Source organism: Ochrobactrum sp. C6C9 (genome assembly GCF_022627935.1).
In the GTDB taxonomy this organism is placed as follows: Bacteria; Pseudomonadota; Alphaproteobacteria; order Rhizobiales; family Rhizobiaceae; genus Brucella; species Brucella teleogrylli.
The window spans coordinates 78,592-91,282 of sequence record NZ_JABXGB010000012.1; the positions used below are offsets into that span (position 1 = coordinate 78,592).

Genomic DNA, 12,691 nt, shown 5'->3' on the forward strand with positions numbered 1-12,691 from the left:
ATATTGATGAAAAAGCGGATGTTTTACCCGTCGATATCCGCGTTTATCTTTTCTTTGAAGTTTTTCGAATACAAACTAAGCGAAATACAGTTTGATAGAACCGTTCTTCGAGCCTCCCCCTGTCAGGAGCGGTCCTATCGTTCACCGTCGGAGCGATCTGACGCCATATTAATTGACGAACGCACCGCAGCAACGACGGCCCGGTTATGTGGAATGCAATCGTGAGGGAGACTGACGAATGTTGAAAGAATTCAGGGAATTCGCTCTCAAGGGCAATATGGTCGATCTGGCCATCGGTGTGATTATCGGCGGCGCCTTCGGTGGCCTCGTCAATTCCATCGTCAACGATATCATCATGCCGATCATCGGTCTGATCACCGGCGGTATCGATTTCTCGAACATGTTCATCCAGCTTGCCGGCGAGCCGAAGTCCACGCTTGCCGCCGCCCGTGAAGCCGGTGCAACCGTTGCTTACGGTAACTTCGTGACCCTGCTGATCAATTTCCTGATTATCGCCTGGGTGCTGTTCCTTGTCGTCAAGGGCATGAACCGCATGAAGAAGAAGGAAGAAGCAAAGCCTGAGCCGGAAGCTCCGCGCGAGGAAGTGCTGCTGACCGAAATCCGCGATCTTCTTGCCAAGAAGGCCTGATCGGGATTTTTTCTTTGCGTTACAAGACGGAGCCTGCAAGGGCTCCGTTTTTGTTTTGGCATTCATCAATACCGATGATCGGATCATCACAAAATGCCGAGTGATTTTGTGCTCGCGTCTTGCTAAGGCCGATAGACATAGAGCAAGTAGCGCAGGATCATCATGACACTTTTAGCCAGTCTCCGCCGTGAAGCAGCGCAAGCGCCAGAAAGCGGCATTGTCGCCGTTGCCAATCATGGCAGGGGCCGCGAAGGGCTCATTCCGTTATGGGTGGGCGAAGGCGATCTGCCGACGCCGGATTTCATCCGCGATGCGGCGCAGAAAAGCATTACCGACGGCGAGACCTTCTATACATGGCAGGCCGGTATTCCCGAACTGCGCGAGGCGCTGGCCCGTTACCATGCGCGTCATTTCCCGCTGGCCTTGAAGCCTGAGAATTTCTACGTCACCGGCTCGGGCATGCACGCCATCGAAATGGCGCTGACGGCGACGGTCGGTGCGGGCGAGGAAGCGATCTATCTGTCGCCGGCCTGGCCGAATTTCGTCGGCGCGGCTGGTCTTGCAGGTGCGGTGCCCGTCGCGGTGGAACTGGAATTCGGCGCGAATGGCTGGGTGCTCGACCCGGAGAAGGTCGCCGCCGCCATCACGCCCCGCACCCGCGCGCTGTTCATCAACACGCCGTCCAACCCGACCGGATGGACCGCCGACCGTGAGACGCTGCGTTACATCCTTGATCTGGCGCGCAAGCACGGGCTCTGGATCATCGCCGACGAGATCTATACGCATTTCTATTATGGCGGCGGTCACGCCCCGTCTTTTATGGAAATCATGGAGCCCGACGACCGCATCATCTTCGTCAATTCCTTCTCCAAGAACTGGGCGATGACCGGCTGGCGCGTGGGCTGGATGACGGTGCATCCATCCGTCGGTCCGGTGATCGAAAACATGATCCAGTATTCGAACTCCGGCGTGGCGCCATTCATGCAGCGCGGCGCGGTGGCCGCGCTCGATCAGGGTGAACCCTTTATCGCCATGCAGGTGGAGCGTGCCCGCGCCACCCGCGACAGGCTTTGCTCGACCTTGCAGGCAACCGGCAAGGTGCGCCTGGCCCCGCCGGAAGGCGCGTTCTATCTGTTCTTCGGCGTTGAAGGCGTGACGGATTCGGTCAAGGCGGCCATCGATATTATCGACCGGGCCAATGTGGGCCTTGCACCGGGCAGCGCCTTTGGGCAAGGCGGCGAGGCGTTCTTCCGCCTTTGTTTCGGTCGCGCCCCGCATCAGATTGATGAGGCCGCAGCCCGCCTCGTGAAATGGATTGAGCGACTTTAATCTAAAACAAAGGCCGGTGAAAACCGGCCTTCTTCATTCAGCTGTATACGAGAATCTTATCCGCCCGCCTTGGACACCATCAGCGGCACGACGCGGTCGGAACTGGCTGTCTGCGGGGCATCGGTTTCGGCAAAGGGAATGCCAAGCGTGTTCCAGACTTCCAGCAGAGCATCTTTCAGCCCGTCGATCAGCGCATCGTCATGCAGCGGCGACGGCGTGATGCGCAGGCGTTCGGTGCCGCGCGGCACAGTCGGATAGTTGATCGGCTGGATATAGATGCCGTGGACATCGAGCAGCCGGTCGCTGGCCTTCTTGCACAGTTCCGGATCGCCGACCAGCACGGGCACGATATGCGTGTCCGACGGCATGACCGGCAGGCCCGCTGCCGACAGCACATCCTTGGCCTGCTGCGCTTGACGCTGCTGGCCGTCGCGTTCGATCTGCGAGGTTTTGAGATGGCGGATCGAAGCCGTTGCAGCCGCTGCCACCGATGGCGGAAGCGCGGTCGTGAAGATGAAGCCCGGCGCATAGGAACGCACGGCATCGATAATGGCGCGTGAGCCGGTGATATAGCCGCCCAGCGCGCCGAAAGCCTTGGCGAGCGTGCCTTCGATGATGTCGATGCGGTGCGCCAGACCATCACGGTCGGTGATGCCGCCGCCGCGCTTGCCGTACATGCCAACCGCATGAACTTCATCAATATAGGTCATGGCGTTATACTTGTCGGCCAGATCGGCGATCTTCTCGATCGGTGCAATATCGCCATCCATCGAATAGACGGATTCAAACACGATCAGCTTTGCGCGCGCCGGATCGGCGGCCTTCAAAAGCTGTTCCAGATGCTCGACGTCGTTATGACGGAAAATCTTCTTCTCCGCGCCCGAGCGGCGCACGCCTTCGATCATCGAGGCATGGTTCAGCTCGTCGGACAGGATCAGGCAGTTCGGCAGCAGGCGCGCAATGGTCGAAATCGAGGCTTCGTTGGAAATGAAGCCGGAGGTGAAGACGAGACCGGCCTCCTTGCCGTGCAGGTCGGCCAGTTCGGCTTCCAGCTCGACCAGCGGATGGTTGTTGCCGGAAATGTTGCGCGTGCCGCCTGCGCCGGAACCGGCATTGCTTGCGGTGTCGCACATGGCCTTGATCACATCGGGATGGTGTCCCATGCCGAGATAATCATTGGAACACCAAACGGTGATTTCACGGGCCGTGCCATTGTTCCGCCAGATCGCGCGGGGGAAACGTCCGACGATGCGTTCCAGGTCGGCGAAAACGCGGTAACGCTTCTCTGCGTGCAACTGATCAATCGCGTCTTCGAAAAACCGGCGATAATCCATCATGCGCTCCTTAGAGGGCAGCGCGTCCTTCAGGGCGCACAAAACTCGCTCTAACTATTTGATTCGACGCACCGTGTTTCCGAAAAATCGCTCCCGATTTTTAGGCCGATGCGCTTGTCTTTGCCTTAACTAGCGCTTTTGGCCGTTAAGGTCCATGGCGTGGTCGCGGGCAATTTGCCACGTTTTATTGAAGCAGCATTGATCAGGATCAAGCAAATGCAGCCAGAAGGGCAAAATGGCTGAGACGTTCATTCACGCATTCGTATCGTCGCATCACACAGCGTGATTCTTGCTGACATGGAATTGCCTGGAATGAATAGCGATATAGTGTTTATTAGCGCTTCCTGAAAGACATCCCCCGTATGAAGTCGGTTTTGCCGCCAATGCACTATCCAGCGTCAAAAGAAACGGATTGGGCCGCCTATTGGCGCGCCTCGTCGGCCCAGCGGTTCAAGCTGCGCTGGCGTCATGCGCGGCTGTCGGTGCCCAAAAAGCGCGGCAAGGCCAATTTGATCGCCTCGGCTGGAAGTTTCGCGGCCCTGCTGCCGAATGATCTGCCGCTGATTTGCGTGGTGCGCAATGCTGGCGCCTATCTGAATTCGTTCCTGCGCTATTATCGTGCGCTGGGCGTCACGCGTTTCATCGTCGTGGACGACAAGTCGGATGACGGCACGGCCGAAATTCTCGCCAATGCCGCCGATGTCGATCTGTTCGTTTCCGACGTGCGCTATGCTGAGGCGGATCGCGGGCGCGCCTGGCGCGATGCGCTGTTCAATATTTACGGTCGCCGCCGCTGGTATCTCTCGGTGGATGCCGACGAGTTCTTCGTCTTCCCGCGTATGGAACAGCGCAGCTTGCGCGATTTCATCGGGGAACTGGAAGCACATGGTATCCGGCGTTGCCTCGCGCCGATGATCGACATGTATCCAGCCGGTCTTTTGCGCGATGGCGTTTTTGTCGATGACGGAACGAAATATCCTTTCGAAGTGTCGTCGCATTTCGACGGCGACGGCTATACGGTCAAGCAGGAGCGTTTCGGCGTTGCCGTGCGCGGTGGGCCGCGGCAGCGCCTGTTCGGGCGCAGCATGCGCCTGTCCAAGTTTCCGCTGATCTGGGTGGACCGCAAGACCGATTATCGCCGCGGCAGCATTCACGGGCCGGGCCCTTGCTTCCGCAATTATCTGCCGGTCACCGGGGCGCTTTTGCACTATCGTTTTTCGTCGCGCTCGGTCGAGGAGTTTCAACGGATCGCGAAAGAGGGCGGCCATGCAGGCGGCTCGGAACACTACAAGGCCATCGTCGGCAACGAGCGGTTTTCCGACGACCTGTCGCTGGTCTATTCCGGCTCGGTTCACTATACGGGACCGGAATGTCTGGTCGAACGCGGCTTCATGGTGGATTTGCAAAACCTGACGAAGCCGCCCCGCATGGAGCGGGCCAAGGCAAGCTGAAACCGGTTATGTTTCGGCTCAGGACAGGGCGATCTTCCGCAGGAATTGCAGCCATATATCGTTACGCCGGATCGTCAGGCGCGGAATGCCGAACGGGTCGTCGGTGGCTTTTGCGCGGCGCTTTTCCGTGGTGGTGGCGTATTTATACCCGGCCTGCGCGACGATCTCGCGTGTTCTCGCAGTCTCGCCGCCATAGGGATAGGCGAATGATATGACTTCCTGACCAAGCAAGTCCTCGATCTTTTCGCGAGACTGCCGGATCTGCACTTCAGCATCCGTATCGTTTGCGGTGCTCAGATTGATGTGATCGAGCGTATGTGACCCGACTTCGTGACCGAGGGCCGCCCATTCCCGCATTTCGGCGACGCCCATGCAATCGGCCCGCGCCACGCCGATTTTCTGATCCCAGAGATTGAAGCCACCGATCTGGTTCGCGACGAAATAATTCGTGGCGGTAAAGCCATGTTCCTGCAAGATAGGCAGAGCATTGCGGAAGACATTGTCAAACCCATCATCGAAGGTGATGACCGCGACTTTCCCCTCTTTGCCACCATAGATATAGGGCAGCGCATCCTTCAGCGACAATCCCTGATAGCCGAGGCGCTTGAGCCAGGCCATCTGGTTGCCAAAACGGTCGGGATGCACGGTCATGCTGCGAAAAGGCGCCTTGTGCCGGGGCGGAACATCGATCTGGTGATAAAGAAGAATTGGGACGGACACGATAATCCTCGATCTTGTATGTTCAGTCGGTCGCGCGAAATATTGTTTTGTCGCTAAATCTTTAAAAATAAATAATTAAATCAGTTTTTTCCTGAATGGAATTGCTAACTCTTGCGAGAACGATTTTTGATCTTCCAGCGATAAAGCGGTCGCAGGATTTCCCGCTTCAGCTTATCGGGCAGGGATCGGGATTTCTGGATGGTGCTGCCGCCCAGACGCACCGACACCTCGCGCACGCCGCCGGGCAGGACGGAAAGCGGCTTCAGTCCCGTCACCCAGTTCATCTGCGCCGTGGTGTCGACCGGCCGGTCGAAAGTTTCGGTCGCGGCCAGCAGCCGTCTCGCCGCGTCGCGCCCGACAAGCTGGGCGACCATGCCGAGGCCGACCGGTACGGGCAGGATCACGCGCACGCCATCGATATTCAGCACTTCGCGGCCTGTTTCCCGCTCGCGGAAAGGAAAGCGGATGAAGCTGTCATGGTCGACAAGCTGCAACGCGGCCTGAAAAGCGGCGGCAAATTCCGGCGTCAGCTCCACGTCATCTTCCAGCACAAAACCGGCGTCGATCTTCTGATCGACGATGGCCTGCCATGCCTTGCGATGCGACAGAAAGCAGGCAATCTCGTTGGTGCTGAGGGGGAAGGGGTAGTGGGGCTTGTGCACCGAGCGGCGATAAACGCGCTGGATCGTTTCTCCATCAAGCACACGCCCGTCAATGGCGTCTATCACCTCGGCCCGCATGGGCAGGCTTTCGATGAGCTGCGCCACCTGCGGCTGGCGATCGCTCGCCCGCTTCAGATGGATGATGAAGGCCTTCACGGCCCTTTTCGGGCCGTCTGGTTTTTGTTGCGTGGCGGGCTTTTGCGATCCGCTTTGCGCTGGAGAGTCATGACGCGTTTCGTTCATGGTCTCTATGTAGCGTGGAGCCGATGAAAAAGCTTCAGGATTTTTGCCGGAAAGGAGCGGCGATCAGACCGGCTTCCAGCCCGGTTCCACAAGGTCGGCTTCGGCGCGCCACAGATCGGCATAATCGACATTCTGCCAGTCTTTGAACCAGGGACCGCCGCTGGTGTAATGCACGACTTTCGGCAGGCCGTGTTCGGGCTTTTCGTTCCAGCCTTCAAGCCAGTTATACTCGGTCGGCAAGGCGCCGATTTCATCATCGGCAGCCCATTGCATGCGATGCAGAAAAGCGCCTGTTTCGCGGTTGACCAGTTCCGGCGTCAGCTGCTGCGTCGAAGGATGCCCGCAATTGAACAACATGCAGGACGACCAGTTCTTGCGCGGATAGGTGGTCTGCACCTTGCCATCCATCTTGACGCTGTCTTTCGGCTGATAGTCGTGCTGCACGCAGTAAACCGCCTTCGACGGGTCGTTATAGGCCTGCAGCCCGGCAATATCGCCGAGAAACAGGAAGTCGCAATCGCAAAACAGCGCCCAGCCCTTGTAGCCGGCAAGCCAGGGCGTGAAGAACCGCGAATAGGTGAATTCCGTGGAGGCCAGCGGGTCGATGTCACGCGTATAGACGCCCTGATCGACCAGATCCTGCAACTTGATCGGTACGATCTCCAGCGGAATGGAAGAATGTTTCAGCGCCGAGGCCCTGGCGACTTCATAGGCGATCGGTTCGCGGGAGTCCCAGCCAATAAAAATGCGTAACGGTTCAGTCATTCAAATACTCCTTTTAACGAGATTTGTGGCGAAGGCCCGAGCAGGTCGGGCTATTCGATGATGCTGATGCGCCCGGAAGCCACTTGTCTTTCGACCCAGCTGCGCTCGTCGCCCCATGCGTGGCGTTTCCAGCCTTCCCAGGTGAAACCGCACAGCTTCACGTCCCAGCTTTCGGCGGGGCATTTGCCCAGCATGTGCCAGATGCCGAAAAAGCCGGTGCTGGGAAAAACTTTGCTCAGCTGCTCCTCGCTGACGCCCAGTTCCTTGCAGCCAGCCATGTAGAACTGCGGCGGCATGATGCGGATTTCCTTGCCCGCAGCGCCCACGACTTCGATGGTTTCGGCGGTCCAGTCGGAACGACGCCCCTTGAGACGCGACAGGATATTCGGCTTGGGGTGATAAAGACGCATGATGCTCGGGTGATAGGCGAGCATGACTTCCTTCGCGGCCCGGAAGGTCGGGGTTTGCACGAAGCCCGGATCGCGCAGGCGGCGCTGCATCGGCTTGCTGGAGGTGGCCAGTATCAGGAGGTCGGTCCGCGTGCCGCTCATGCCGATCGATTGCTTGGGCTCGTTGAAACGCACCACGAAATCTGCAGCATCAACCTCGCGCGACAGGTCGCGGGGTAAAGGGGCATTACCGACTATAATGAGAGTTTTCTTCATTTTTACCGGCGGGAATCGACTTGAAAGACGTTCTGCTTCCCGTCTAACCGGAATTTTTATATTTTAAAAGCATTAGCTAATTTAGATAAAAAGAATGTTGGCTGATTTGCAGGATTTCCCCAATCACAATGCAGCCATGCAGTATCTGCACTTCTCAAACGCGTTTGAAAGGCGGAAGCTCATTTTTGGGAGGAAGATAAAAACAAGGGGATACCGCCATGAGCCTTCCAATCAATCTTCGTACCCAATTCAATCGCTGGATGCAGTATTGCGAAAACCTGCGCGAGCTTGAAAGCTGCAGCGACCGCGAACTGAGCGATCTCGGCCTCAGCCGCAACGACATCCGCCGCGTGGCGCGCGAAGCCGCTTACGCCGCAGCCTGACAATGCGGGCAAAAGGAGCCCATCGCGTTCGGCATGAAACCGGACGCGGGCTCCAGTCGCGGTGGAATGTTAGCCGTTAAACATCTCCAGGCTTCTTGAAGCGGACGTGAATATCGTCGCCCGCAAGATCGAAACCGGCATAGTTGCGCTGGAAGGCGATCAAGGCGTCATTGACGCCCTTGGAATAATCGTCGTCCTGCACTTCGATATGGTGCCGGTAGAGGATCCTGTCGCCTTTGTAGAATATAACCTGACCTTCCATCATAGCCTCCTTCTCAGCTGATAAGCATCAAGACGGAACGCCGCCGGATGGCGCGTAAAGTCGGTGTATCTATTTGAGATAGGCGACGACCCGCGCGCTTCAAGGGGTTTTTGACGTTCCACCGCTTGCAAGTGTCAGCCAGGCCCGCGCCGCATGGGACAGAAACGCGCCTTTGCGCCAGATCAGAGCCATGTTCCAGTTCATGTCCGCATCGGTGATTTTCTGAATGCGGACGCCGGAATGATGGCGTTGCTCGGCGATCATCAGGGGCAGGAAGCCGACGCCCATGCCCGCTGCCACCAGCTCGACGATGAAATCGATCTGACTGGAACGCACCGCGACATTGGGGGCAAAGCCATGCTGCTGGCAGGCATCGAGGATGATATGATTGAGTGCAAAGCCGCTTTCAAAAAGAATGAAAGGCAAGCCTGCGATCTGGTCCAGCGTCACGCCGTCGCCTTTGGCGGCCTCATGGGTCGCGGGCAGCAGGGCGACGACCGGCTCGCAGCGTACATCCTGCCACTCGAAACTGTCCTCAACAGGCAGAAGCGAGGCGGCAAGCTCGACATCACCCGCCAGCAACAGCTCTTCCAGGCGGCGGCTGCCATGCTCGACCAGCTGAATGTCGATATCCGGGTGAAGCTTGGTATAGGCGGCGAAAACCGGCGCAAACAGCACGCTGGAGCCGATGGGCGGCAGGCCGAGGCGCAGCAGACCGCGTTTCAGGCCGCGCAATTCGCCCAGTTCCGCCAGCATATCGTCTTTCTCGGCCAGCATGGCGATAGATCGGCGATAGACGATTTCGCCCGCAGCCGTCAGGCGGGGCGGGGAAGCGTCGCGGTCGAGAAGGGCAAGGCCCAGCTCTTCCTCCAGCTGCTTCACTGCCTTGCTGACGGTGGACTGGGTCGCGTGAATGGCTCTGGCCGCGGCGGAAAACCCGCCCTGCCGCACCACCTCCACAAATGCCTGAAAGCTCCTCAAGTTCATGAGCTATTCTATATCGGAATAGCTGCAATGAAATCAATTCATTTCTAGAATAAGCCATGACGGCCTATATTGTTGTTCACAAGAGACCGAATTCAAACGGGTCAACGCCCGGGAAGAAGCCAATGAACGCCTCCAAAAATGCCCGTACTCTCGCCGTCCGCTTCCGCTATGCGCTGCACCACAGCCGCATGATGCAGATTGCGACGCTGGTCGGCTTCTGGCTGGCGGGTGAAGCTTTCGTCCGCGTGGTTGGCCTGCCCCTGCCGGGTGGCATCATCGGCATGGCGCTGGTGTTGGCGCTTTTGTTGAGCGGGCGCGTCAGCCTGTTCAGCATGAAGCGCGGCGCGGAATGGTTTCTGGCGGAAATGCTGCTGTTCTTCGTGCCCGCCGTTCTGGCGATCCTTGAGCATCGCGAACTGATCGGTGTGCTTGGCCTCAAGATCATGGCCGTCATCCTGCTCGGCACGCTGACGGTGATGAGCGTCACCGCATTGACGGTAGACCTCTGCTATCGCTGGAGCCTCCGTTATGCTGCCAAGTAACCCCTTCGTGGCAACGCTGTTCTGGTCGGCGGCCACGATCCTGCTTTATCTCGCGGCCAAGCGCGTTTATCGCCGCTTTCCCCTATGGTGGCTGACGCCTTTGGCCGTCACGCCGCTTCTGCTGATGGGGCTGGTTGTCGCGCTTGATGAAAACTATCGCGGCTATTTCGGCGCCACCCACTGGCTGGTGGCGCTGCTCGGCCCTGCAACGGTTGCCTTCGCCATTCCCATCTATCAGCAGCGCGCGACCATCCGCCGGTACTGGCCGGTTTTGCTGGCTGGTGTGCTGGTCGGCAGTTCATCGGCCATGGCTTCGGCCTGGGGGCTGGCGCATCTGCTGGGCTTGAACGAGGCGATCAGCCTCAGCCTGATGCCGCGTTCGATGAGCACGCCGTTCGCCATGACGGTTTCGGGCGACATTGGCGGCACGCCGGACCTGACTGCCATCTTCGTGGTGCTGACCGGTGTTTTCGGCGCGGCGCTTGGCGAAGTGATGCTCAACTGGCTGCCGCTGCGCTCCGCACTGGCGCGCGGCGCACTGTTCGGCATGGGAGCGCATGGCGCCGGTGTGGCAAAGGCCCACCAGATCGGCAGCGAGGAAGGTTCCATCGCCGGTCTCGTCATGGTGCTGGTTGGACTGGTGAATGTACTGGCTGCGCCGATGATTGCACATTTCCTCTAAATCGCTGATTATAAATATAAATCTTCCTTCAGAAGCGCCCGTTTTTGCGGGCGCTTTTGCATTTTCCGCAGATGCCTTTTTCTTGAGCAGTGCGGAATTTGCATAACTGACATGCATTATTGGCCGTTGTTGTATAAAGTACAGCGGGTTAGAACTTGGCCATCGAGTTCACTCCTCCTCCCAGAACTCGATACCGGAATACGGCACTCCTCCTCCCAGCCGTATTCGAAGATCAGGCCGCGCATCCTCCTCCCGCGCGGCCTTTTTCTTTTTGTGAGCCTCCCCAAAATCTGCACAAGCCAAACGCTCCATCCGTTGACAATCCGTCACCGTATAGCCCCATGGGCAATCCGCACTGGCTGTACTATCTCTCGTGCAGCTTTATTAGGACGGGAGATCGCAATCATGACCAGTGGCATCCATCATCTCACGCTGATCACGCACAAGGTGCAGGCGAATGTCGATTTCTATGCGGGCTTTCTGGGTCTGCGTATCGTCAAGCGGACGGGCGGCTTCGAGGATGCCGAGCAGCTGCATCTGTTCTATGGCGACCGCTCCGGCACGCCCGGTTCGCTGATCACCTTTCTGGTCTGGGAAGACGGCTCCAAGGGCCGGGTCGGTCACGGGCAGGTCAGCGAAATCGCGCTTTCCATCGACCGCACGGCCATCGGCTTCTGGCTGGAGCGCGCGTTGCGTTATCACGTATCGTCCGAGGGTCCGGTGCAGGAATTTGGCGAGCCGGTTTTGCGGCTGCGCGATCCCGATGGCGTGATCGTCAAGCTGGTCGGCAGCGATCTTGCGGCCAATGACCCGTGGTCCGGTGAGGGCATTCCGGCTGAATTCGCCATTCGCCGGATACGCTCCGCCACCATCCTGTCGGAGCAGCCCGAACAGACCGCCGCATTCATCGAGCGATATTTCGGCTTTCGCCATCAGGGGAAGGAAGAAACCATCGACCGGCTGGTCTCCGATTCCGGTGACGCCATCGATGTGCGCGATGCGAGCGGCTTCTGGCCCGGCATTCCGGGGACCGGCATTGCCGATCATGTGGCGTTTCGCGCCCGCACGACCGACGATGTGACGACGCTGGAAAAGGAGCTGTCCAAGCTCAATTCCAGCGAGGTCAATGTGCATGACCGCAAATATTTCACCTCGCTCTATGTTCGTGAGCCGGGCGGAACCCTGTTCGAATTTGCCACCGACGCCCCTGGTTTTACCGTGGATGAGCCGGTGGAAACATTGGGGCAGCTTCTGTTCGTGCCGCCGGGCAATGAGAAACAGGCCCAGGCAATCCGCGCCCGCATGCCGCAATTCGGCCTGCCGGGTGAGGAGCGGGTGATCTATCGCGATCTGCCCTTCGTCCATCGAGTTCACCTGCCGGAAGATCCGGATGGCAGCACGCTGATCCTGCTGCACGGTTCGGGCGGCAATGAGAATGATCTCATGCCGCTCGCCCGGCTGGCCGCGCCGCGCGCCACGCTGATCGGTGTTCGCGGTCGCAGCACGGAGGAGGGCATTCAGCGCTGGTTCCGCCGTTTCGATCAGAAGCGGTTCGATCAGAAGGACATCCGGTTCGAAGCGGAAGCCTTTGAGGCTTTCGTTGAGGGCGCGATTGCGGCCTATGACATCGACCCGGACCGACTGGCCTTTATCGGCAATTCCAACGGGGCAAACCTGCTTGCGGCCTTCATGCGGCTTCATCCGCATATCGTGCGCAAGGCGGTTCTGCTGCGCCCTTCGGAAGTTCTGGAGGAACAGCCGGACGCCGATCTCTCCGACGCTGCCGTTCTTCAATTGAACGGCGCAGCCGATCCGTTCGGCGATGCTTCGGGCGCATTGGCAAAGGCGCTGCGGGATGATGGTGCCGATATCGATGTTCACGCCATCGAGGGCTGGCATGGCCTGACCGACGACGATATTCGCCTCACAGGCGATTGGCTGAAGCAGAAACTCTGAATGCCTCGTCGATCAAACGAAAAAAGGGCCGCCGGATTTCTCCGGCGGCCCTTTTTATTTG

General features: G+C 58.6%; 14 protein-coding genes. 7 read left to right on the forward strand and 7 right to left on the reverse strand.

The window, feature by feature from the left end:
* Positions 1-238 precede the first annotated feature (238 nt).
* Positions 239-649 (forward strand): large conductance mechanosensitive channel protein MscL, encoded by a 411-nt coding sequence (gene mscL, locus HWD97_RS11715; protein ID WP_109368357.1) that lies wholly within the window; start codon positions 239-241, stop codon positions 647-649.
* 162 nt (positions 650-811) lie between these two features.
* Positions 812-1,978 carry a pyridoxal phosphate-dependent aminotransferase gene (locus HWD97_RS11720; RefSeq protein ID WP_121537254.1) on the forward strand — a complete coding sequence of 389 codons (1,167 nt, stop codon included), beginning with the start codon at positions 812-814 and terminating at the stop codon, positions 1,976-1,978.
* Positions 1,979-2,034: 56 nt separating this feature from the next.
* Here HWD97_RS11720 and hemA read toward each other — a convergent pair whose 3' ends face one another.
* On the reverse strand, positions 2,035-3,312 hold the full coding sequence (gene hemA, locus HWD97_RS11725; RefSeq protein ID WP_140024543.1) for a 5-aminolevulinate synthase: 1,278 nt from the start codon (positions 3,310-3,312) through the stop codon (positions 2,035-2,037).
* Positions 3,313-3,674: 362 nt separating this feature from the next.
* Between hemA and HWD97_RS11730 the strand changes: the two genes are divergently transcribed.
* On the forward strand, positions 3,675-4,763 hold the full coding sequence (locus HWD97_RS11730) for a glycosyltransferase family 2 protein (RefSeq protein ID WP_121537258.1): 1,089 nt from the start codon (positions 3,675-3,677) through the stop codon (positions 4,761-4,763).
* Positions 4,764-4,781: 18 nt separating this feature from the next.
* On the opposite strand, the gene HWD97_RS11735 is transcribed toward HWD97_RS11730, so the two are convergent.
* From HWD97_RS11735 to HWD97_RS11750, 4 genes are all read right to left on the reverse strand, one after another.
* Positions 4,782-5,483, reverse strand: a complete 702-nt coding sequence (locus HWD97_RS11735) for a polysaccharide deacetylase family protein (protein WP_109368361.1) — start codon at positions 5,481-5,483, stop codon at positions 4,782-4,784.
* Between the two features lie 104 nt (positions 5,484-5,587).
* The gene (locus HWD97_RS11740; protein ID WP_121537260.1) at positions 5,588-6,388 is read right to left on the reverse strand and encodes a glycosyltransferase family 25 protein; all 801 of its coding nucleotides are present in this window, start codon (positions 6,386-6,388) and stop codon (positions 5,588-5,590) included.
* Between the two features lie 63 nt (positions 6,389-6,451).
* Complete coding sequence (locus HWD97_RS11745; protein ID WP_121537262.1) at positions 6,452-7,153, reverse strand: glycosyltransferase; 702 nt, start codon at positions 7,151-7,153, stop codon at positions 6,452-6,454.
* A gap of 50 nt (positions 7,154-7,203) precedes the next feature.
* Positions 7,204-7,818, reverse strand: coding sequence for a hypothetical protein (locus HWD97_RS11750; RefSeq protein WP_109368364.1), 615 nt, complete (start codon positions 7,816-7,818; stop codon positions 7,204-7,206).
* 218 nt (positions 7,819-8,036) lie between these two features.
* On the opposite strand from HWD97_RS11750, the gene HWD97_RS11755 reads away from it, so the two are divergent.
* Positions 8,037-8,201 carry a DUF1127 domain-containing protein gene (locus HWD97_RS11755; RefSeq protein WP_210261360.1) on the forward strand — a complete coding sequence of 55 codons (165 nt, stop codon included), beginning with the start codon at positions 8,037-8,039 and terminating at the stop codon, positions 8,199-8,201.
* A gap of 76 nt (positions 8,202-8,277) precedes the next feature.
* On the opposite strand, the gene HWD97_RS11760 is transcribed toward HWD97_RS11755, so the two are convergent.
* Complete coding sequence (locus tag HWD97_RS11760; RefSeq protein WP_109370167.1) at positions 8,278-8,463, reverse strand: hypothetical protein; 186 nt, start codon at positions 8,461-8,463, stop codon at positions 8,278-8,280.
* A 99-nt stretch (positions 8,464-8,562) separates the two neighbouring features.
* Positions 8,563-9,450 (reverse strand): LysR family transcriptional regulator, encoded by an 888-nt coding sequence (locus HWD97_RS11765; RefSeq protein WP_109368365.1) that lies wholly within the window; start codon positions 9,448-9,450, stop codon positions 8,563-8,565.
* Positions 9,451-9,572: 122 nt separating this feature from the next.
* Here HWD97_RS11765 and HWD97_RS11770 point away from each other — a divergent pair, with 122 nt between their 5' ends.
* From HWD97_RS11770 to HWD97_RS11780, 3 genes are all read left to right on the forward strand, one after another.
* Positions 9,573-9,992, forward strand: coding sequence for a CidA/LrgA family protein (locus tag HWD97_RS11770; RefSeq protein WP_109368366.1), 420 nt, complete (start codon positions 9,573-9,575; stop codon positions 9,990-9,992).
* A complete protein-coding gene (locus HWD97_RS11775) occupies positions 9,979-10,674 on the forward strand; it encodes an LrgB family protein (protein ID WP_109368367.1) in 696 nt (231 codons plus the stop codon). The genes HWD97_RS11770 and HWD97_RS11775 overlap by 14 nt, the downstream gene beginning before the upstream one ends.
* 405 nt (positions 10,675-11,079) lie before the next feature.
* Positions 11,080-12,630: a VOC family protein gene (locus HWD97_RS11780; RefSeq protein WP_109368368.1), complete on the forward strand. Its 1,551-nt coding sequence runs from the start codon at positions 11,080-11,082 to the stop codon at positions 12,628-12,630.
* The last annotated feature ends 61 nt before the right edge of the window (positions 12,631-12,691 follow it).

What these genes read in the sequence shown, in the direction of transcription:
- mscL (WP_109368357.1), top strand. Translation starts at nt 239, where the DNA reads ATGTTGAAAGAATTCAGGGAATTCGCTCTCAAGGGCAATATGGTCGAT.
- HWD97_RS11720 (WP_121537254.1), top strand. Translation starts at nt 812, where the DNA reads ATGACACTTTTAGCCAGTCTCCGCCGTGAAGCAGCGCAAGCGCCAGAA.
- hemA (WP_140024543.1), bottom strand. Translation starts at nt 3,312, where the DNA reads ATGGATTATCGCCGGTTTTTCGAAGACGCGATTGATCAGTTGCACGCA.
- HWD97_RS11730 (WP_121537258.1), top strand. Translation starts at nt 3,675, where the DNA reads ATGAAGTCGGTTTTGCCGCCAATGCACTATCCAGCGTCAAAAGAAACG.
- HWD97_RS11740 (WP_121537260.1), bottom strand. Translation starts at nt 6,388, where the DNA reads ATGAACGAAACGCGTCATGACTCTCCAGCGCAAAGCGGATCGCAAAAG.
- HWD97_RS11745 (WP_121537262.1), bottom strand. Translation starts at nt 7,153, where the DNA reads ATGACTGAACCGTTACGCATTTTTATTGGCTGGGACTCCCGCGAACCG.
- HWD97_RS11750 (WP_109368364.1), bottom strand. Translation starts at nt 7,818, where the DNA reads ATGAAGAAAACTCTCATTATAGTCGGTAATGCCCCTTTACCCCGCGAC.
- HWD97_RS11755 (WP_210261360.1), top strand. Translation starts at nt 8,037, where the DNA reads ATGAGCCTTCCAATCAATCTTCGTACCCAATTCAATCGCTGGATGCAG.
- HWD97_RS11760 (WP_109370167.1), bottom strand. Translation starts at nt 8,463, where the DNA reads ATGGAAGGTCAGGTTATATTCTACAAAGGCGACAGGATCCTCTACCGG.
- HWD97_RS11765 (WP_109368365.1), bottom strand. Translation starts at nt 9,450, where the DNA reads ATGAACTTGAGGAGCTTTCAGGCATTTGTGGAGGTGGTGCGGCAGGGC.
- HWD97_RS11770 (WP_109368366.1), top strand. Translation starts at nt 9,573, where the DNA reads ATGAACGCCTCCAAAAATGCCCGTACTCTCGCCGTCCGCTTCCGCTAT.
- HWD97_RS11775 (WP_109368367.1), top strand. Translation starts at nt 9,979, where the DNA reads ATGCTGCCAAGTAACCCCTTCGTGGCAACGCTGTTCTGGTCGGCGGCC.
- HWD97_RS11780 (WP_109368368.1), top strand. Translation starts at nt 11,080, where the DNA reads ATGACCAGTGGCATCCATCATCTCACGCTGATCACGCACAAGGTGCAG.